The 18,634-nt window shown below is 68.3% G+C and carries 15 protein-coding genes, 1 rRNA gene, 3 pseudogenes, 1 riboswitch and 1 other annotated feature (1 of these 21 only partly in view); of the genes and pseudogenes, 5 read left to right on the top strand and 14 right to left on the bottom strand.

The genetic code is table 11. The annotated features are described in order from the left end of the window. From EAO75_RS25135 to EAO75_RS25125, 3 genes are all read left to right on the top strand, one after another. Positions 1–723, top strand: a 723-nt coding sequence (locus EAO75_RS25135) for a GNAT family N-acetyltransferase (protein WP_261989396.1), incomplete at its 5' end; no start/stop codon positions are given. Between the two features lie 277 nt (positions 724–1,000). Next, positions 1,001–2,956 carry an amino acid transporter gene (locus tag EAO75_RS25130; RefSeq protein WP_147997287.1) on the top strand — a complete coding sequence of 652 codons (1,956 nt, stop codon included), beginning with the start codon at positions 1,001–1,003 and terminating at the stop codon, positions 2,954–2,956. A 115-nt stretch (positions 2,957–3,071) separates the two neighbouring features. Further along, positions 3,072–3,593 (top strand): hypothetical protein, encoded by a 522-nt coding sequence (locus EAO75_RS25125; RefSeq protein ID WP_147997286.1) that lies wholly within the window; start codon positions 3,072–3,074, stop codon positions 3,591–3,593. On the opposite strand, the gene EAO75_RS25120 is transcribed toward EAO75_RS25125, so the two are convergent. Continuing rightward, positions 3,571–4,155, bottom strand: coding sequence for a DUF1707 domain-containing protein (locus EAO75_RS25120; protein ID WP_147997285.1), 585 nt, complete (start codon positions 4,153–4,155; stop codon positions 3,571–3,573). The two genes, EAO75_RS25125 and EAO75_RS25120, sit on opposite strands and share 23 nt — an antisense overlap. A gap of 188 nt (positions 4,156–4,343) precedes the next feature. Between EAO75_RS25120 and EAO75_RS25115 the strand changes: the two genes are divergently transcribed. Then, entirely contained in the window at positions 4,344–4,763 is a 420-nt protein-coding gene (locus EAO75_RS25115) for a molybdopterin-binding protein (protein WP_147997284.1), read from the top strand. A 97-nt stretch (positions 4,764–4,860) separates the two neighbouring features. Here EAO75_RS25115 and gcvP read toward each other — a convergent pair whose 3' ends face one another. Continuing rightward, positions 4,861–7,746: an aminomethyl-transferring glycine dehydrogenase gene (gcvP, locus tag EAO75_RS25110; RefSeq protein WP_147997283.1), complete on the bottom strand. Its 2,886-nt coding sequence runs from the start codon at positions 7,744–7,746 to the stop codon at positions 4,861–4,863. Positions 7,747–7,922: 176 nt separating this feature from the next. Then, a riboswitch (glycine riboswitch) is annotated at positions 7,923–8,018 on the bottom strand. A gap of 114 nt (positions 8,019–8,132) precedes the next feature. Between gcvP and EAO75_RS25105 the strand changes: the two are divergent. Then, positions 8,133–8,423: pseudogene (locus tag EAO75_RS25105) on the top strand (PRC-barrel domain-containing protein); the annotation flags it as partial. On the opposite strand, the pseudogene EAO75_RS48655 reads toward EAO75_RS25105, so the two are convergent. The 12 genes and pseudogenes from EAO75_RS48655 to rrf form a co-directional block, all read right to left on the bottom strand. Next, positions 8,421–8,603 (bottom strand): annotated as a pseudogene (locus EAO75_RS48655) (PRC-barrel domain-containing protein); the annotation flags it as partial. The pseudogenes EAO75_RS25105 and EAO75_RS48655 sit on opposite strands and share 3 nt — an antisense overlap. Further along, positions 8,545–9,561 (bottom strand): annotated as a pseudogene (locus EAO75_RS25095) (DNA polymerase IV); the annotation flags it as partial. The pseudogenes EAO75_RS25095 and EAO75_RS48655, both read right to left, overlap by 59 nt. 121 nt (positions 9,562–9,682) lie before the next feature. After that, positions 9,683–10,345 carry a MerR family transcriptional regulator gene (locus tag EAO75_RS25090; protein ID WP_147997282.1) on the bottom strand — a complete coding sequence of 221 codons (663 nt, stop codon included), beginning with the start codon at positions 10,343–10,345 and terminating at the stop codon, positions 9,683–9,685. 265 nt (positions 10,346–10,610) lie between these two features. Continuing rightward, positions 10,611–11,084 carry a bifunctional nuclease family protein gene (locus EAO75_RS25085; RefSeq protein WP_004002801.1) on the bottom strand — a complete coding sequence of 158 codons (474 nt, stop codon included), beginning with the start codon at positions 11,082–11,084 and terminating at the stop codon, positions 10,611–10,613. A gap of 85 nt (positions 11,085–11,169) precedes the next feature. Continuing rightward, positions 11,170–11,907: a MerR family transcriptional regulator gene (locus tag EAO75_RS25080; protein ID WP_147997281.1), complete on the bottom strand. Its 738-nt coding sequence runs from the start codon at positions 11,905–11,907 to the stop codon at positions 11,170–11,172. 42 nt (positions 11,908–11,949) lie between these two features. Continuing rightward, positions 11,950–12,855 carry an FHA domain-containing protein gene (locus tag EAO75_RS25075; RefSeq protein ID WP_147997280.1) on the bottom strand — a complete coding sequence of 302 codons (906 nt, stop codon included), beginning with the start codon at positions 12,853–12,855 and terminating at the stop codon, positions 11,950–11,952. A 61-nt stretch (positions 12,856–12,916) separates the two neighbouring features. Then, positions 12,917–13,768, bottom strand: a complete 852-nt coding sequence (locus EAO75_RS25070; protein WP_147997279.1) for a DUF881 domain-containing protein — start codon at positions 13,766–13,768, stop codon at positions 12,917–12,919. A 5-nt stretch (positions 13,769–13,773) separates the two neighbouring features. Further along, positions 13,774–14,106 (bottom strand): small basic family protein, encoded by a 333-nt coding sequence (locus EAO75_RS25065; protein ID WP_003988855.1) that lies wholly within the window; start codon positions 14,104–14,106, stop codon positions 13,774–13,776. Continuing rightward, complete coding sequence (locus tag EAO75_RS25060; protein ID WP_187284569.1) at positions 14,103–15,005, bottom strand: DUF881 domain-containing protein; 903 nt, start codon at positions 15,003–15,005, stop codon at positions 14,103–14,105. Before EAO75_RS25060 ends, EAO75_RS25065 begins: the two co-directional genes overlap by 4 nt. 109 nt (positions 15,006–15,114) lie before the next feature. Next, positions 15,115–17,502 carry a mannose-1-phosphate guanyltransferase gene (locus EAO75_RS25055; protein ID WP_147997277.1) on the bottom strand — a complete coding sequence of 796 codons (2,388 nt, stop codon included), beginning with the start codon at positions 17,500–17,502 and terminating at the stop codon, positions 15,115–15,117. Positions 17,503–17,617: 115 nt separating this feature from the next. After that, on the bottom strand, positions 17,618–18,226 hold the full coding sequence (locus EAO75_RS25050; protein WP_147997276.1) for a CDP-alcohol phosphatidyltransferase family protein: 609 nt from the start codon (positions 18,224–18,226) through the stop codon (positions 17,618–17,620). Positions 18,227–18,335: 109 nt separating this feature from the next. Next, a 5S ribosomal RNA gene (gene rrf, locus EAO75_RS25045) occupies positions 18,336–18,452 on the bottom strand. 87 nt (positions 18,453–18,539) lie between these two features. Continuing rightward, positions 18,540–18,634: a sequence feature (most likely nonfunctional fraction of RNA operon), on the bottom strand (it continues 1,712 nt past the right edge of the window).

The raw sequence follows: 18,634 nt of genomic DNA, 5'->3' as shown, positions 1-18,634 counted from the left end.
GGTACCCCCGGCCCTGCCGCCATCGGCGAGCACGTCCTCGCCACAGGCGTCGGCCGCTGGTTGGCCGACCGTCCGGTCCAGCCTCGTGCCATCGCCGTGTCGTGCGCCGGATACGTCGTCCTGCGCGGCGTCCCGGACACGCTCACTGCGGACGTCCTCGCGCCCCTGGCCGGAACCCGCATCGAGGCGCCTGCCCGCTTCCTGCCCTCGCTCGGCGCCGCCTTCGAGCGGCTCACCCCCTGGGAGCGGATGATCTGGACCTTGCAGGCCGAACCCCAGTCGGCCCCGCTCCCCTTCGGTGCGACCGTGCGCCGCCTGGAGCCGGCCGATACCGAAGCGCTGCACGACCTCGGCTCCGACGCCTCGTGGATCTCGGCCAGTTGGGGCGGGCCGCTGGGCCTCGCCTCCTCGGGCCACGGCTGGGCCGCCGTGAGCCGCAAGGGACGGATCCTGGCCGTGGCCTGCACCTGCTTCCGGGGCAGCCGCTACGAGGACGTGGCGGTCTTCACCGTGCCGGACCACCGCCGCCACCGCCTCGGCCTGGCCTGCGTCGACGCGCTGTGCGCGGACATCACCGCGCGCGGCCGGGTGCCGAGCTGGAACTGCTCGGTCCTCGACCGCGCCGGCCGTCTGCTCGCGTGGACCGCCGGTTTCCGCCTGGTGCGTGAGTACGTCCACCACGCGGTGGGCAGTCCGGTCTCCCGGAAACGGCTCAGCGCGTGAACGCGTCGGCACGCCTCGGCCGATGCCCGGCGATGACGCTGGGTGTCCGCCCTCCCCATCGCGCCGCCCGTCCCCCATACAGCCGAACCCCTGATGAACCGGTACCAGAGCTCACATCTTGATGCGCGACCACCGCCGCCATGGCCAGTCTTAACGGAAGCTTGACGCCTGCGGCCCCTTGATCCGTGGGCCCGTACGTCACTCTCTGCTTACGCTGGTGCCGCCGTCCGCGTGATGGCCGGAATCGCACGCCGACCCGCACATCAGGAGCACGCCGATGGCCACGACCGAACACCCTCCTCCCAGTCGCTTGCGCGCCTGGATGCTGGAGGGCCTGTCCGACATGGGCAAGGGCCACGGCACCAAGAGTCCGCAGGCGGAGAAGGAGCCCGTGGACGAGGGCCAGCACTGGTACCGCGTCATGTGCCTCACCGGCGTCGACTACTTCTCGACCCTCGGCTACCAGCCGGGCATCGCCGCCCTCGCGGCCGGCCTGCTCTCCCCCGTGGCGACCATCGTGCTCGTGATCGTCACCCTCGCCGGCGCCCTGCCCGTCTACCGGCGGGTGGCCGAGGAGAGCCCGCACGGCCAGGGCTCGATCGCGATGCTCGAACGGCTGCTCACCTTCTGGAAGGGCAAGCTGTTCGTCCTGACCCTGCTGGGCTTCGCCGCCACGGACTTCCTGATCACGATCACCTTGTCCGCGGCCGACGCCTCGACCCACCTGGTCGAGAACCCGCATCTGGAAAGCGCCCTGCACGACAAGCAGTTGGTGATCACCTTGATACTCGTCGCGCTCCTCGGCGCGGTGTTCCTCAAGGGCTTCCTGGAGGCGATCGGTGTCGCGGTCGTCCTGGTGGGCATCTATCTCGCGCTCAACGCGGTCGTCGTCGTCTCCGGCCTGTACCACGTCGCCACCGAGGGACACGTGGTCACCGACTGGACCACCGCCCTCACCGCGGAGCACGGCAACGTCTTCGTGATGATCGGCGTCGCCCTGATCGTCTTCCCCAAGCTCGCGCTCGGCCTCTCCGGGTTCGAGACCGGCGTCGCTGTGATGCCGCACGTCAAGGGCGACCCGGGCGAGAGCGAGGAGAGCCCGGAGGGCCGGATCCGGGGCACCAAGAAGCTGCTCACCACCGCCGCAGTGATCATGAGCTGCTTCCTGGTCACGACGAGCTTCATCACCACGCTGCTGATCCCCGAGAAGGAGTTCGAGCCGGGCGGCGCGGCCAACGGCCGTGCCCTCGCCTACCTCGCACACGAATACCTCGGCAACGCCTTCGGCACGGTCTACGACGTCTCGACGATCGCCATCCTGTGGTTCGCCGGCGCCTCCGCCATGGCCGGCCTGCTCAACCTGATGCCGCGCTATCTGCCCCGGTACGGCATGGCCCCGCACTGGGCGCGCGCGGTGCGCCCGATGGTCATCGTCTTCACTCTGGTCGCGTTCCTGGTGACCTGGATCTTCGACGCCGACGTCGACGCGCAGGGCGGCGCGTACGCCACCGGTGTGCTGGTGCTCATCAGCTCGGCCGCCATCGCGGTGACCATCGCGGCCCGCAAGGCCGGTCAGCGCAAGTGGTTCATCGGCTTCGCGGTCATCTCGGCGGTGTTCCTGTACACGACCGTCGTGAACGTCATCGAGCGCCCCGACGGTGTGAAGATCGGCGCCTGCTTCATCGCCGGCATCATCCTCATCTCCCTGCTCTCGCGGCTGATGCGCGCCTTCGAGCTCCGCGTCACCAGCGTGACGCTCGACGACATGGCGGAACGTTTCGTCCGAGACATGGCGAGCCGCAAGATCCGGTTCATCGCCAACGAACCCGACAGCCGGGACAAGGCCGAGTACCGCGACAAGATCGAGCAGATCCGCAACGACAACGACATGTCCGAGCAGGAGGACTTCGTCTTCGTCGAGGTGACGGTCACTGACCCGTCCGAGTTCGAGGCGGGCCTGATCGTGCGCGGACAGGTCATGCACAACCGCTACCGCGTCCTCACCCTGGAGTCCTCCTCCATTCCCAACGCCCTGGCCGCGCTACTCCTGAACGTCCGGGACAGCACCGGCCGTATCCCGCACATCTACTTCGAGTGGACCGAGGGCACCCCCTTCGCCAACTTCCTGCGCTTCTTCCTCTTCGGGCAGGGCGAGGTCGCTCCGGTCACCCGTGAGGTGCTGCGCGAGGCGGAGCCGGACCGGGACCGCAGGCCGCGGGTGCACACCGGCTGAGCCTTGCCGCTGAGCCGGCCGCGCCCATCAGGATCGCGTCAACGATGAGCCGTAAGGCGTCAGAGCACTGTCAGCACAGTTCGCTCGGGCGCCTGGGCGTCCTACCGTCTGCAATGTGGACGGCAGCAGACTGCACCCGGCCCCGACCGGTGACCGCCACTGGCGGAACAGCGCCCGGTTCGCTGCGGGCTGCGCTCTGGCCTTCCTCGGCATGACCCTGCTGGTCGACTGGGACGGACACACCCTGACGCCGCCGCGCGCCCTGCTGTGGCTGGTCATGACCGCCGTACTCTTCACGATCCTGCTCCCCCAGCGCGTGACCGCGGGCCCGGGATGGCTCGCCGTGCATGGCCTCGTACGACGTCAGGCGGTACGGACGGACGCGCTGGTGACCGTCCGGCAGCACGGCGACGTCTGCGCGCACCTGACCCTGTGCGACGCGGACGGCCGCCGTCTGGAACTGGACCCGCGGATCCTCGTCAACAACCCGCTGCTGTGGCACGAACTGGACACCGGAGTACGCCGCTCACGCGCGAGCGGGACCCTCCTGGAGGGCATCGACGTACTGGAACGGCTCCGGCATCAAATCGACGACGCGCAGGCGCGGGCGGTGCTCAGGGCGTCCGGGATCTCCTGAAGACCGAGCGCCGGGCCGGCCGTACCACGACCTGCCCGTACGTCATACGCCCGGCGATCTCGACCCGCAGGGCGACGGGCGCAGCCGCGTCGCCCGATGGACGTGTCTTGACCTGGGCGAACTCGATCACCAGCAGGTCGGTGTCCACGACGACTCCGGGTCGCGTGACCAGCTTCAGGGTGCCGGCATGCATGTTCAGGTCGATGCGCAGGGTCCCTTCGGCTATCACCGCCTGCGTGAAGTCGAGGGTCACATCACCCCAGGACGACTCGATCTCCAGCCGGCGGGGCACCACCCAGCCCCCGCTCCGCACGGCCGAACCGGCCTGCTGCTCGATGCGGACGAGTTCCTTGGCCTCCGCACGGCCCGGCGCCGCCGGCAGGTCCGCCGTCAGCCCCGCCAACTCGCCCAGCGTGCGGGCGGAGAGGGCGGCGGTCACCCGCTCGTCCAGCTCCTCGATGGTCAGCCGGCCGTCCCCCGCCGCCCCGTTCAGCACGTCCACGGCACGGTCCCGATCCGCGTCCGAGGCCCGCAGCCCCGTACGCGAGAGATCAGCCGACATGTCGCTCACCCCGATCGCAGTCCATCAACCAAACTAACGCTATATCGCGTTACACCCAACGGCCAAGCCCCTGCCGACAGTTCCCGCTCCGCCCACCACGACGAGACCGGACGGCAGCCACGGCGGCGACTACGGTAGGAGCCAAAAGGCGCATAAGAACACAAATAACATCGCGTGAGGCGTCCCCGATGAGCCTGAGCATCCGCAACCACCTCCCCGGCACGATCACGGCCATCACCCCGGGCGAGGTCATGGCCATGGTCGACGTCCACCTCACCGGCGGCCAGGACCTCACCGCGGCCATCGCCCCCTCGGCCGTCGAGGAACTCGGCCTGTCCGCGGGCACCACCGTGAACGCCCTGGTGACAGCGACGCACATCTCGCTGGCCACCGTCCCGACCGAGGCCCTGCCCCTGCGCAACCGGCTTCCCGGCACGATCACCGGCATCGCCACCGTCGGCGCGATGGCGTCGGTGAAGATCGCGGTCGACGGCGGCGCCCTGACCGCCGCCATCACCAGGGATGCCACCACCGACCTCGCCCTGTCTCCCGGCGTCCCCGTCGTCGCGCTGGTCGAGGCGACGGAGGTGGCCCTGACGACGGTTTGACCCCGACACGCACAAGGGCTCCCCTTCGGCTGTGCGTGGCCGAAGGGGAGCCCTTCCCAGGTTCGTGCGTCGCTCCCGGGGGACGTCAGCCCTGTGCTCAGTCCTCGTAGGCGTCCAGCGGCGGGCACGAGCAGACGAGGTTGCGGTCGCCGAAGGCCTGGTCGATGCGGCGCACCGGCGGCCAGTACTTGTCGGCGGCCGACACCCCGGCCGGGAACACGGCCTCCTCACGGCTGTACGCGTGCTCCCACTTGTCGCCGAGCGCACCGGCGGTGTGCGGGGCGTTGCCCAGCGGGTTGTCCTCGGCGGGCCACTGTCCCGACCCGACCTTCTCGATCTCCGCGCGGATGGCGATCATCGCCTCGCAGAACCGGTCGAGTTCGTTCAGATCCTCGGACTCGGTCGGCTCGATCATCAGCGTCCCGGCCACCGGGAACGACATCGTCGGCGCGTGGAAGCCGTAGTCGATGAGCCGCTTGGCGACGTCGTCGACGCTCACGCCGGTCGCCTTGGTCAGCGGCCGCAGATCGATGATGCACTCGTGCGCGACCAGCCCGCCCGGCCCGGTGTAGAGCACCGGGAAGTGCGGCTCCAGCCGCTTGGCGATGTAGTTGGCGGACAGCACGGCCACCTGCGTCGCCCGCTTCAGGCCCTCACCGCCCATGAGGCGGACGTACGCCCAGGAGATGGGCAGGATGCCCGCCGAACCCCACGGCGCGGCCGAGATCGGACCGACACCCGTCTCCGGACCGGCGGCCGGCTGGAGGGGGTGGTTCGGCAGGTACGGCGCCAGGTGCGAGCGCACGCCGACCGGCCCGACGCCCGGACCGCCACCGCCGTGCGGGATGCAGAAGGTCTTGTGCAGGTTCAGGTGCGAGACATCACCGCCGAAGTGGCCCGGCTTGGCCAGCCCCACCAGCGCGTTGAGGTTCGCGCCGTCGACATACACCTGCCCGCCGGCCTCGTGGACCTGCGCGCAGATGTCGGCGACGTGCTCCTCGAACACACCGTGCGTCGACGGGTACGTGATCATCAGCACCGCGAGCTCGTCGCGGTGCTGCTCGATCTTCGCCCGCAGGTCCGCGACGTCGATCTCGCCGTCCTCGGCGGTCTTCACGACGACGACCTTCATGCCGGCCATCACGGCGCTGGCGGCATTCGTGCCGTGCGCGGAGGAGGGGATGAGGCAGACGGTCCGCTGCTCGTCACCATTGGCCCGGTGGTACCCGCGCACGGCGAGCAGTCCGGCCAGCTCACCCTGCGATCCGGCGTTGGGCTGGAGCGACACCTTGTCGTAGCCGGTGACCTCGGCGAGACGTTCCTCCAGCTCACGGATGAGCGTGAGATAGCCCTGTGCCTGCTCGGCGGGGGCGAAGGGGTGCAGCTGGCCGAACTCCGGCCAGGTGACCGGCTCCATCTCGGTGGTCGCGTTGAGCTTCATCGTGCAGGAGCCCAGCGGGATCATGCCGCGGTCGAGSGCGTAGTCCCGGTCGGCCAGCCTGCGCAGGTAGCGCAGCATCGCCGTCTCGGAGCGGTACTCGTGGAAGACGGGGTGCGTGAGGAAGTCGTCGGTGCGCAGCAGCCCGTCCGTGAGCGCCTCCTCGGCGCTCGCGTCCAGCGCCTCGATGTCGCCCTCGACCCCGAACGCCGTCCATACGGCGCCCAGTTGGGCCCGCAGAGTGGTCTCGTCGCAGGCGATGGAGACGTGGTCGGCGTCGACGAGGTACAGGTTGACGCCGTTCTGCCGGGCGGCGGCGACGACCTCGGCGGCCTTCGCGGGTACCCGCACGGTCAGCGTGTCGAAGTAGGAACCGTGCACGACCTCGACCCCGCCGGCGGTGAGCCCCGCGGCGAGGATCGTGGCGTAGCGGTGGGTCCGCCGGGCGATGGCCCTCAGCCCGTCGGGACCGTGGTAGACGGCGTACATCCCGGCCATCACGGCGAGCAGCACCTGGGCCGTACAGATGTTGCTGGTCGCCTTCTCGCGCCGGATGTGCTGCTCACGCGTCTGGAGGGCCAGCCGGTACGCCCTGTTCCCGTCGGCGTCCACGGACACACCCACGAGCCGCCCGGGCAGGCTGCGCGCGAACTTCTCGTGTACGGCCATGAAGCCGGCGTGCGGTCCGCCGAAGCCCATCGGCACACCGAACCGCTGCGTCGTCCCGACCGCGATGTCCGCCCCGAGCTCACCGGGCGACTTCAGCAGCGTGAGCGCGAGGAGGTCGGCGGCGACGGTGACGAGGGCACCGAGCTCGTGCGCCTGGTCGATGACCGGCTTGATGTCCCGTACGACGCCGGAGGCGCCCGGGTACTGCAGGAGCACGCCGGTGATGTCACGCGAGGCGATCTCGGCCGGGATGCCGTCGCTGAGATCGGCGACGACGATCTCCACGCCGGTCGGCTCGGCGCGGGTCTCGATCACGGCGATGGTCTGCGGAAGCACATCCGCGTCGACCAGGAACAGTCCCTTCTTGTTCCTGCCCATACGCCGCGACAGGGCCATGGCCTCGGCCGCGGCGGTCCCCTCGTCGAGCAGCGAGGCACCGGAGGTCGGAAGCCCGGTGAGCTCGGCGACCATGGTCTGGAAGTTGAGAAGCGCCTCGAGCCGCCCCTGCGAGATCTCGGGCTGGTACGGGGTGTAGGCGGTGTACCAGGCCGGATTCTCCATGACGTTGCGCAGGATGACCGGCGGCGTGAAGGTGCCGTAGTACCCGAGCCCGATCATCGAGTCCAGCACCTGGTTGCGGTCGGCGAGCGATCGCAGCTCGGCCAGCACCTCGGCCTCGGTACGCGCGCCCGGAAGCTCCAGGGAGTCGGCGTTCTTGATCACATCCGGCACGGCGGCGGCGGTGAGCTCATCCAGCGAGCCGTACCCGACCTGGGCGAGCATCTTCGCCCGAGCCTCATGATCAGGACCGATATGACGCTGCTCGAAGGGAATACCCTGCTCGAGCTCGGAGAGCGGAATGCGATGGGCGGTCATTACGGAGGCCTCCTGGTCTGACACGACCTTCGAGGGGCACCACGGCACGGGTACCCGGACGGCCTCCCCCTCTGTCATCTCAACCTGAGAGCTTCACCGGGCAGCCCGAGGGCCGCCGGCTTTCACCGTCGGTGAGAGCGGAGGCCATCGACACCCGCCCTGCTTTCCAGAGTGACCTCGTCCGTGCGGTACGTGTGCCTGAGAGATTCCGGGGAGGATTTGCTCCTTCGGCGCCTCCGGTGATGTCCGGAGGACTCTCCCGCACGGGGTCAGCAGCCGCTAGCAAGACTACCAGCGAGGTCAACGCACGGACCTTCGAGTGGCCGCTCTCACCAATCTGCCCTTTCGTAGTGCTTACGGACGAGTTGCGACCAAGTGGAGGGCCCGTGCAGACCGACATCGATCCGCGCAATCTGATCGGCCGCAAGGCCTTCGACCGCAACGGCACCAAGATCGGCACCATCGACGAGGTCTACCTCGACGACGCGACCGGAGTGCCGGAGTGGGCGGCGATACGCACCGGCCTGTTCTCCCGGGACGCCTTCGTCCCCCTGGAGCCCAGCGAGCTGGTGGAGGGCAGCCTCCACATCCCCTTCGACCGCGCCCTGATCAAGGACGCCCCCGACTTCGGGGTAGGCCGCCACCTCTCCCCCGAACAAGAACTCCAGCTCTACCACCAGCTCGCTGGGCTMCAGGGGGACGAAGGCGTCCCGGGAGAACAGGCCKGKRCGTATCGCCGCCCACTCCGGCACTCCGGTCGCGTCGTCGAGGTAGACCTCGTCGATGGTGCCGATCTTGGACCCCCAGCAGCCGCACCCCACCCGTCGTATCCACGGAATCCAGCAACCGCGCAGCAGCCTCCCGCACCACAGCCGGATCATCCGTCGGCCCCCGCAACGTCTCGGACCGCGTCAAGGTCGAAAAGTCATACCGCCGCACCTTCAGCACGATGGTCCGCCCCGACAACCCGGCCCCCCGCAACCGCCGCACACACCGATCGGCCAGCCGCTGAACCTCCAGCCCCACCCGAACCCGGTCATGAATGTCCACGTCATACGTGTCCTCGACCGACACCGACTTGGCCTCCCGCTCGGCCACCACGGGCCGCTCGTCATGCGCCAACGCCATCGCGTGCAGCGCATGCCCATGCGCCTTTCCCAGCATCCGTACGAGCTCGTCCTCACCCGCCTCGGCGATCTCCTCGACCGTATGGATCCCGGCCCGCCGCAGATGGTCCCCAGTAGCCGGCCCCACCCCCGGCAACGTCCGCACCGACATCGGCCCCAGCAACGCCCGCTCGGTCCCCGGCTCGATCAGCACCAGCCCATCGGGCTTGGCCTGCTCCGAGGCGATCTTCGCGAGCATCTTGGACGCGGCCAGCCCCACCGACCCGGCGAGCCCCGTGGCGGCGCGTATGTCGGCGCGCAGTTTCGACCCCACCAGCCGCGCCGACGCCTCGTCCCAGGCCGCTTCCCCGGCCTCCAGATCCACGAACGCCTCATCCAGGCTCAACGGCTCCACCAGCGGCGACAGCTCCCGCAGCAGCCTCATGACCTGCTCGCTGATGTCGCGGTAGATCCCGAAGCGCGGCACGAGATACGCGGCGTTGGGCGCCAGCCGACGCGCCTGGGCCATGGGCATCGCCGAGTGAACCCCGAAGACCCGGGCTTCATAGGACGCGGTGGCGACGACTCCACGCGGCCCGAGCCCACCCACGATCACGGCTTTCCCACGCAGGCTCGGCTTGGATGCCTGTTCCACCGAGGCGTAGAAGGCATCCATGTCGAGATGCAGGATCGTGGGCGCGTTTCTCACATCTCCGATGCTGCCTCACGCCACTGACAATGCCCCGCCACGACCACCTGTTTGCGGCCACCAGCCGCCCGGCCGCTCCCGCCCGACGACCACGAGGAGCTCCAGGCGGGGCGAAGCCCGCTCAGACCGCCCGGTTGCGCCGCCGAGCCAGCTCGTCCGCCGGGTTGGGCCCGACGAGCGTCTCCCCGGTGTCGATCCGCTCCCCGTGCAGCTGCGACAGCGCGCTCTCGACGTCCCGCCACACCACGCCCACGGCGATCCCGAAGATCCCCTGCCCACCCTGGAGCAGCGCGTGCACCTCGTCCGGCGAGCTGCACTCGTACACGGTGGCGCCGTCGCTCATCAGCGTCATGCGCTCAAGATCGCTAAAGCCCTGCTCCCGCAGATGCTGTACGGCGGTACGGATGTTCTGGAGCGACACACCGGTGTCGAGGAACCGCTTGACGATCTTCAGGACGACCACGTCCCGGAAGCTGTACAACCGCTGCGTCCCGGACCCGTACGCGGGCCGCACGCTCGGCTCGACGAGCCCGGTGCGCGCCCAGTAGTCCAGTTGGCGGTAGGTGATGCCGGCGGCCGCACATGCCGTCGGACCTCGGTAGCCGATCTGCTCGGACTCCATGGACGCCGCCCCTCCGCCGCTGCTCGGCGCGACCGTCGGCCGCTGCAGAGCGTGATCGGCAGCACCGCCCTGAACAGCGCTGCTGTGAAGCGGGTACGGACCGCTCGCCCCGAGACTGCGCCCGGGGGCACCCCCAGCCGTACCGTCGCCGCTGCTTCTCACGCCGACCTCCGTCCTTGACCTGCCTTCTCGACGGTAGGCAGTCACCAGGGGCGCGTCAACGATCGCCACACTCGGCACGCCGAGTGATAATCACCCTAGGAGTGGTTTCCCGCACCCCACCGCGGGGAAAGGCTAGCCGAATGCGCTCGGAGCGGGCTTCAGGACGCTCTCGCTCGCCGCTGGCAAATGCCGGCATTTGAGCCGTAACCGGCTGTGGGCCGGTCCTCCACGGACCGCGAGTCCGCCAGGCACCGCCCACACCGTCTCACTGACTGCTGGTGCCGAAGTCCTCGGGCGAGATCTGGTCGAGGAACTCGCGGAACTTCTCCACCTCGTCCTCCTGCTCGTCCGGGATAGCGATGCCGGCGTCGTCGAGCACCCCGTCGCTGCCGTAGATGGGCGTTCCGGTGCGCAGGGCCAGCGCTATGGCATCGGACGGACGGGCGCTCACCTCGACGCCGCTGGCGAAGACCAGCTCCGCGTAGAAGACGCCCTCACGCAGGTCCGTGATGCGTACTTCGGTGAGCTCCTGGCCGACGGCCTCCAGCACGTCCTTGAACAGGTCGTGGGTCAGCGGTCGCGCGGGGGCCATGCCCTGCTGAGCGAAGGCGATCGCCGTCGCCTCCCCCGGCCCGATCCAGATGGGGAGGTAACGGTCGCCTCCCACTTCGCGCAGGAGCACGATCGGTTGGTTGGAGGGCATTTCGACCCGGACACCTACGACATCGAGCTCGTTCACACAGCAACCCTAGGCCGTGCTCGGGACGTTTGGGTAGTCGGGCCGGGAACGGGTGGCCGATCCGGCCTTTCCGTGCATGCCCCGCTCAGGGCAGCCGCACCCCGAGGGCCGTCTGCACCAGCGCGGCGTGCAGCTTCACCGTGAGCCCCGCCAGCTCCTTGGCGCGCGCCTCGGCGTGAGCCCTGGTCTGCGGGTTGCGGTGCCGCCTCAGCGGCGCCACGACCTGGTCCACGAGCCCGGCCTCACGGTCGGCGGCGGCCTTCATCACCCGAAGGTGCCTCGGCTCGATCCCGAACCGCCCCAGCTCGGCCACGAGGGCGGCCACGGTGACGGTCTCCGCGTCGTAGGCCCCGTCCGACAGCGGAGCGATCAGGCCGTACGACTCCCACTCCGCGAGCTCCCGCTCGTCGAGCTCGGCCGCGGCCAACAGCTCGGCCCGCCCGATCCGGGCCGCTGCGGGCGCCTCCACGGGCTCCAGGACCGTTTCTCCATCCCGCTGCCGGCACACGGTCGGCAGCGGTGCCGCCTCGCCGCGCTCCATGGCGTCCAGATGCTCCCGGATCACCTTGAGCGGCAGATAGTGGTCCCGCTGCATCCGCAGGACGTGACCGAGCCGCTCGACGTCCTGCGCACTGAACTTGCGATACCCCGAGGGGGTCCGCTGTGGCTCCACGAGACCTTCCGACTCCAGGAAACGAATCTTGGAGATGGTGATGTCAGGGAATTCCTCGCGCAGCACCGTCAGCACCCTGCCGATGCTCATCAGCCGACCGTCCGTGGCGGCGGCGCCGTAGCCGGCACCGCCGCTCGGTGTTTTCAGCATGGACCTTCCCTGGGTCTCCCCGGACGGGCTCCGGGGGAGGGATCAGTAGCCCCGCTGGCTCGCGTAGAAGACCAGCCGGTACTTGCCGATCTGCACCTCGTCGCCGTTGTTCAGAGCGACCTGGTCGATCCGCTCGCGGTTGACGTACGTGCCGTTGAGGCTGCCGACGTCGGCCACCGTGAACGAGCCGTCCTGAGCGCGACGGAACTCCACGTGACGGCGCGAGACCGTCACGTCGTCCAGGAAGATGTCGCTCTGCGGGTGGCGACCGGCCGTGGTCAGATCGCCGTCCAGGAGGAACCGGCTGCCCGAGTTCGGCCCGCGGCGCACCACCAGGAGCGCGGAGCCCAGCGGCAGCGCGTCGACGGCCGCCTGGGCCTCGGGCGACAGCGCCGGAATCGCAGTCTGACCGGTGGTCTCGGCGTCGTAGGCCTCAAGACCGGAGATGGAGATCGTGGACGTCGTCTCGGACGGACGCTCGGGCGTCGCACCCGCCCGCAGCGGGGCGCCGCAGTTGGAGCAGAAGCGGCTGTTCTCCGCGTTGCGGTTACCGCACCTCGTACACACCAGGGCCGACATCGGGGAAAACCCTCCACCCGTACTTGAGGTTGACGGTTGCCCGAAACCTATGCCGCCGGACTGCCCAGGGTCAACTGACGGCGCGCCCTGACCTCCGGAAATGTCACCGCCCGGCCCAGGCACCTGGTCCCTGAACAGCGGGCGCTGGCCCTCATCGTCCCCCTGTGCGCGGTGCCGAGCGGTCGCGTTGTCGCTACCCTCTCGCGCGCTCTTGCCGAACAACTTCGCAAACAACTTCACGGGCGATTCCCCTTGACCGAAACAGACCCGCCCGTGGGGCAGGACGAACCCTGACTGCTCTTTCTGGCCGACTCGGACATACTCACAACGTCCGTCCGCACCAGACAGTTTCCACCACGCACCACCCATTCGGTGCGCCGACCCCCCGCAACCTCATGCCCTCCCCGGATGTCCCGCATGCACCCCCGGTTCACTGGGAGGACGACCGAGCGTAGTCAGGGCGCTTCGCCGCTCGCAAGGCGTCCACGACGATCTTGTCCGACCGCTCGATGGTCACGGTGGCCTGCTCCTTCTCGAGGGTCTGCACCACGCCTCCAGGGATGTTGAGCGCTGGTTCGAGGTCCTGCGGCTTGCCGATGACCTTGAAACGATAGGGCGCGTTGATCTTGTTCCCGTCGACGCTCACGCTGTTGCCGGAATCGGTGAGGTAGGTGCCGGCGACGACGCGTTCGCCGTTCACCTGGATCGCCTCCGCGCCGGCGGCGCGCAACTCCTGGATCGCGTCGAGCAGCATGTCCGCCTCGACCGTTCCCTTCGTGTCGTCGATGGTCATCGTGATGCCAGGCCCTTGGGCGGCCACGGTGCCCGCCAGAATGCCGAGTTGCCTCTCCTTCTCGACCGTCTGCTTGCGGGCCTCCTCGGCCTGGTTCGAACTGTTCTCCAGCTCGTCACGCTGCTTCTCGAGACCTTGCTTCTCGTCCTCTAGACGCTGAGTACGGTCGTCCAGTTCATCGAGGATGCGAACGAGATCTTCCTGACGTGCGCCACGCAGGGCACTGTCGCTGTCGCTGTTCGACGCGACCTGGACGGCCAGACCGAACCCGAGGCCGAACAGCAGCAGGGCGACGATGAGTTGGGCCCGGGTGACGCGAGGCGGCCACAGCCCCTGCGCGAGCCGCTGCCGACCGGTCAGCCCTGCTCGCTGCTCCTCGGGCGCGACCGCGCTCTCAGGGGCGTCCGAGGCCTCACCCGCGCCCGCTGCCACCTCTTCGGGCAGCTCCTTGCGCAGCCGGTTGTCCGGGGTCTCTTCCTGGTTGCTCATCGGCCTCACGCCCGGAACACGTGCCGGCGAATGGCCGCGGCGTTCGAGAAGATCCGGATGCCGAGCACCACGACGACACCCGTGGACAGCTGGGCCCCAACGCCCAACTTGTCGCCCAGGAAAACGATCAGCGCGGCCACGACCACGTTGGACAGGAACGACACGACGAAGACCTTGTCGTCGAAGATGCCGTCGAGCATGGCCCGCAGACCCCCGAAGACGGCGTCCAGAGCCGCCACGACGGCGATCGGCAGGTAAGGCTCGACGACCGCCGGAACCTCAGGCCGGACCAACAGTCCGGCCACGACTCCCACGACGAGGCCCAGTACGGCGATCACGATGTGCCCTTCTCGGTTTTCTCGGTGTTCGGCTGTGCTGTACGAACGATCACACTCGGTGCGGCGGGCAGCCGGAGGTCTTCCTGCACGGAAATGCTGGTCCGGATGCCGAAGTTCTCCTGCAAGGCGTGCAGGTACAGCCCGTCGGCGCTGTCCTGGAACCTGGTGCTCAGCCGCTCCCCGTCCCCCACCGCGAGCACCGTGTACGGCGGCACCAACGGCTTGTTGTCGACCAGTATTGCGTCACCCGCCGCCCTGATCGCCGAAAGGGCCGTAAGCCGCTGTCCATTGATCGAGACGGCCTCCGCGCCCGACTCCCACAGCCCGTTGACCACGCGCTGCATGTCGCGGTCGCGCACCCGCCCGGTGTCGGTGAAACCGGTCGCCCCTCGTGGGTCGCCGTCGCCGTCCGTGCCCGCTTCCTTGGCGTCGTTCACGACCAGCTTCACGCCGGGTCCGTGCACCTCGACCGCGCCCGCCAGAATGCCCACGAGCTCGGCCTGATCGCCCCCGGTCGTCTTCAGGGCCTCGCGCTGCCGTGCGCTCACGTCGGCGCGCAGCTCGTCGACGGTCTCCTCCAGCTCGTCCGCCGCCGTTGTCTCACGGTCGATGCGGTCGATCAGCTCCTCGCGCTCCTTGGCCACGACGGGCGCCGCCACGCGCGCCTGCGCGGCTCCCACGGTCACCACGAGCGCCGCGAGCACCAGTCCGGCAGCGAGCCCCAGCTTCGCCCTCAGCGTCTTGGGCAGACCCCCGTGACCCGCAGCCTCCTTGCGGGCGGCGGCCTCGGCATACCCGTCGTCGAGGCTGTGATCCATGACGTTCGTGAGCAGCGACATGGAGGCGTCCGGGCGCGCAGGGGGCGTAGATGTGCTCCGAACGGGGGGCGGCTGCGGCATGCCGCACATCGTCGCACGTCGCGACCACTACCTCCGAATGGCCCCACCGGTGTGCCGGACAGGCCTCTTTCGGGGACACCTGTCCGGCACGCGCGTGTGCTCCGTGCAATTACCGGCCGGCGCTGTCCACGACCGCCGACCACTCGTCGAGCAGTTCCTGGGCGGACGCGTCGTCCGGCCCTTCGGCCCACAGATGGGTGACCGCCTCCGCCGGGTCAGGCAGCACCATCACCCACCGCCCGTCGGTCTCCACGACCCGCACTCCGTCGGTCGTGTCGACAAAGCGATCTCCGGCCTCCTCGACGACCCGCCGCATGACGAGTCCCTTGACGGCCCAGGGGGTCGCAAGATCGCGCTTGATGACATGCGCCCGCGGAATCCGCGCGTCGATCTGGCTGAGCGTGAGCTGCGTCCGCGCCACCAGGCCGATCAGCCGTACGAACGCCGCCGTACCGTCGAAGACGCTGCTGAACTCCGGGATGATGAACCCGCCCCGGCCGTCGCCACCGAAGATCGTCGTGTCGTCGCGACCGACACGGGTCAGGTCATCGGGCGAGGTCGTCGTCCACTCCACCTGCGTCCCGTGATACGCCGCGACCTGCTCGGCGATCCTCGTGGTGGTCACCGGCAGCGCCACACGCCCGCTGCGCCGCTCCGCGGCCACCAGGTCGAGCATGACCAGCAGGGCCCGGTCGTCCTCGACGATCCGTCCCTTCTCGTCCACCAGCGACAGCCGCTCGCCCACCGGGTCGAACCGCACGCCGAACGCGGCCCGCGCGGACGCCACGATCTCTCCCAGCCGCACCAGCCCCGACCGCCGCGTGTCCGCCGACTCCGTGGGCCTGGACTCGTCGAGTCCGGGGTTGATGGTCAGCGAGTCGACGCCGAGCTTGCCGAGCAGGCTCGGCAGCACGAGCCCGGCACTGCCGTTCGACGCGTCGACGACGACCTTCAACCCGGACTCCGCAATCCCGGTCGTGTCGACATTCCGCTGCAACGACCCGGTGTACGAATCGAAGACACTGGCCGGGAAATGCAGATCCCCGATCTCGCCCGGGAACGCACGCCGATACTCCTGCCGCGCGAAGACCCGGTCCAGCTTCCGCTGACTGGCTTGCGACAGGTCGGCCCCCTGCCCGTCGAAGAACATGATGTCCACGGAATCCGGCACTCCGGGCGTCGTCCGGATCATGATCCCGCCGGCACTGCCCCGCGCGGTCTGCTGCCGCGCCACGGGCAGCGGTACGTTCTCCAGGTCTCGTACATCGATGGCGCTGGCCTGGAGCGCCGAGATGACCGCCCGCTTGAGCGCACGAGCACCACGGGAGTGGTCGCGGGCCGTGGTGACGGTGGAGCCCTTCTTCAAGGTCGTCGCATAGGCGCCGGCGAGGCGCACGGCGAGTTCCGGTGTGATCTCCACGTTCAGGATTCCGGAGACACCACGGGCACCGAAGAGATGCGCCTGCCCTCTCGACTCCCAGATCACCGAGGTGTTGACGAAGGCGCCGGCCTCGATGGTCTTGAACGGATAGACACGCACGTTGCCCTGAACGATCGATTCCYCACCGATCAGGCACTCGTCACCGATGACCGCGCCGTCCTCGATCCGAGCGGCGCGCATGATGTCGGTGTTCTTTCCGACCACGCACCCGCGCAGATTGCTGTGCTGCCCGACATACACGTTGTCGTGCACGACAGCCTTGTGCAGAAAGGCTCCGCTCTTCACGACCACGTTCGAGCCGACGACGGTGTGCTCCCGGATTTCCACGCCGGCTTCGACCTTGGCGTCCTTGCCCTCCAGGACGTCAGCCTGCGCCTTCACGTAGCTCTCGTGAGTGCCTACGTCCTCCCAATACCCCTCCGCGATATAGCCATAGATCGGCTTGCCTTCCTTCATCAACTGCGGGAAGACATCGCCGGACCAGTCCACGGGTACGTCGGCCTCGACATAGTCGAAGACCTCGGGCTCCATGACATAGATGCCGGTGTTCACGGTGTCCGAGAAGACCTGACCCCAGGTCGGCTTCTCGAGGAAGCGCTCGACCTGGCCTTCCTCATCGACAATCGTGATGCCGAATTCCAGCGGATTGGGCACCCGAGTCAGACAGACGGTGWCGAGCGCGCCCTTTTCCTTGTGGAAGTTGATCAGCTCGGTGAGGTCGAAGTCGGTCAGGGCATCACCGGAAATGACGAGGAAAGCATCGTCCTTCAACGCCTCTTCGGCATTCTTGACGCTTCCGGCGGTACCGAGTGGCTTCTCCTCGTTGGCATAGGTGAGCTCCATTCCGAGCTCTTCACCATCACCGAAGTAGTTCTTGACCAGCGAAGCCAGGAACTGAACGGTCACGACGGTCTCATTCAGCCCATGCCTTTTGAGCAGCCGTAGAACGTGCTCCATGATCGGCCGGTTCACCACCGGCAGGAGCGGCTTGGGCATGCTTGAGGTCATGGGGCGAAGGCGCGTGCCTTCGCCTCCGGCCATCACGACGGCCTTCATGTCGGAAGCGTCCTCCTCGAAGAGATGACGGTCTAGCCGACTTCACCCGTCCAGATTGTCCCGCACTTTTCCACCGCGGGCCATCGGGCCACTACGCCCGCTTCAATCCGCGAGTTCACTCGGCCATGGCGTCCGCACGGAGCAGGCGGCGGACCTGAACCACGTAGAGAACTCCTGCCCACCAGTACAGCGTTGTACCCCATCCGGCGAACGCCCATCCGAAAATAGCAGCGAGTGACGAGATCCATCCACTTCCGTCACTGAGCAGCAGCAACGGGAAGGCATACATCAGGTTGAACGTAGCTGCCTTCCCAAGGAAGTTCACCTGCGGCGGCGGATAGCCATGACGCCTGAGGATGCCCACCATCACCAGCAGAACCAGCTCGCGCGCCAGAAGTGCAGCGGTCAACCAGAGCGGCAGAATCTCGCGCCAGGTCAGACCGACCAAAGTCGAAAGAATGTAGAGCCGGTCAGCCGCCGGGTCGAGAAGCCGGCCGAGGCTGCTGACCTGGTTCCAACGCCGCGCCAGCTTGCCGTCCAGGTAGTCGCTGACGCCGCTCAGGGCCAACACCAGAAGGGCCCAGCCATCACTCTTCGGCCCGCCGAACTCAGGCCTCAGAATCAGCCACAGGAACAGCGGCACACCAAGGAGCCGCGCCATGCTGAGGATGTTGGGGATGGTGAGGACCCGGTCCGTCTGGACACGGGTCTCCTGGACCTCCACCCGGGGGCCTCCTGTGGGAAAAGTACCTACGATGCCCCCTGACCCTACCTCAACGCAAAAAAGCTCTGGCCCTCGGGCTAGTTGCCCAAGAGCCAGAGCTCTAAAAGGAGTTCGGCGGCGTCCTACTCTCCCACAGGGTCCCCCCTGCAGTACCATCGGCGCTGTAAGGCTTAGCTTCCGGGTTCGGAATGTAACCGGGCGTTTCCCTCACGCTATAACCACCGAAACACTATGAAACTGTGACCGGAAACCCCCCAAACAAGGGGGGACGTCGGTCGTTGCTTCAGAACCAACACAGTGGACGCGAGCCTCTATGGACAAGCCCTCGGCCTATTAGTACCGGTCACCTCCACACGTTACCGTGCTTCCAGATCCGGCCTATCAACCCAGTCGTCTACTGGGAGCCTT

Origin of the sequence: Streptomyces sp. UW30 (assembly GCF_008042075.1) — a bacterium.
GTDB lineage: Bacteria > Actinomycetota > Actinomycetes > Streptomycetales > Streptomycetaceae > Streptomyces.
The sequence above is the reverse complement of the archived record's forward strand: the minus strand, read 5'-3'. Positions and strand labels throughout refer to the sequence as shown.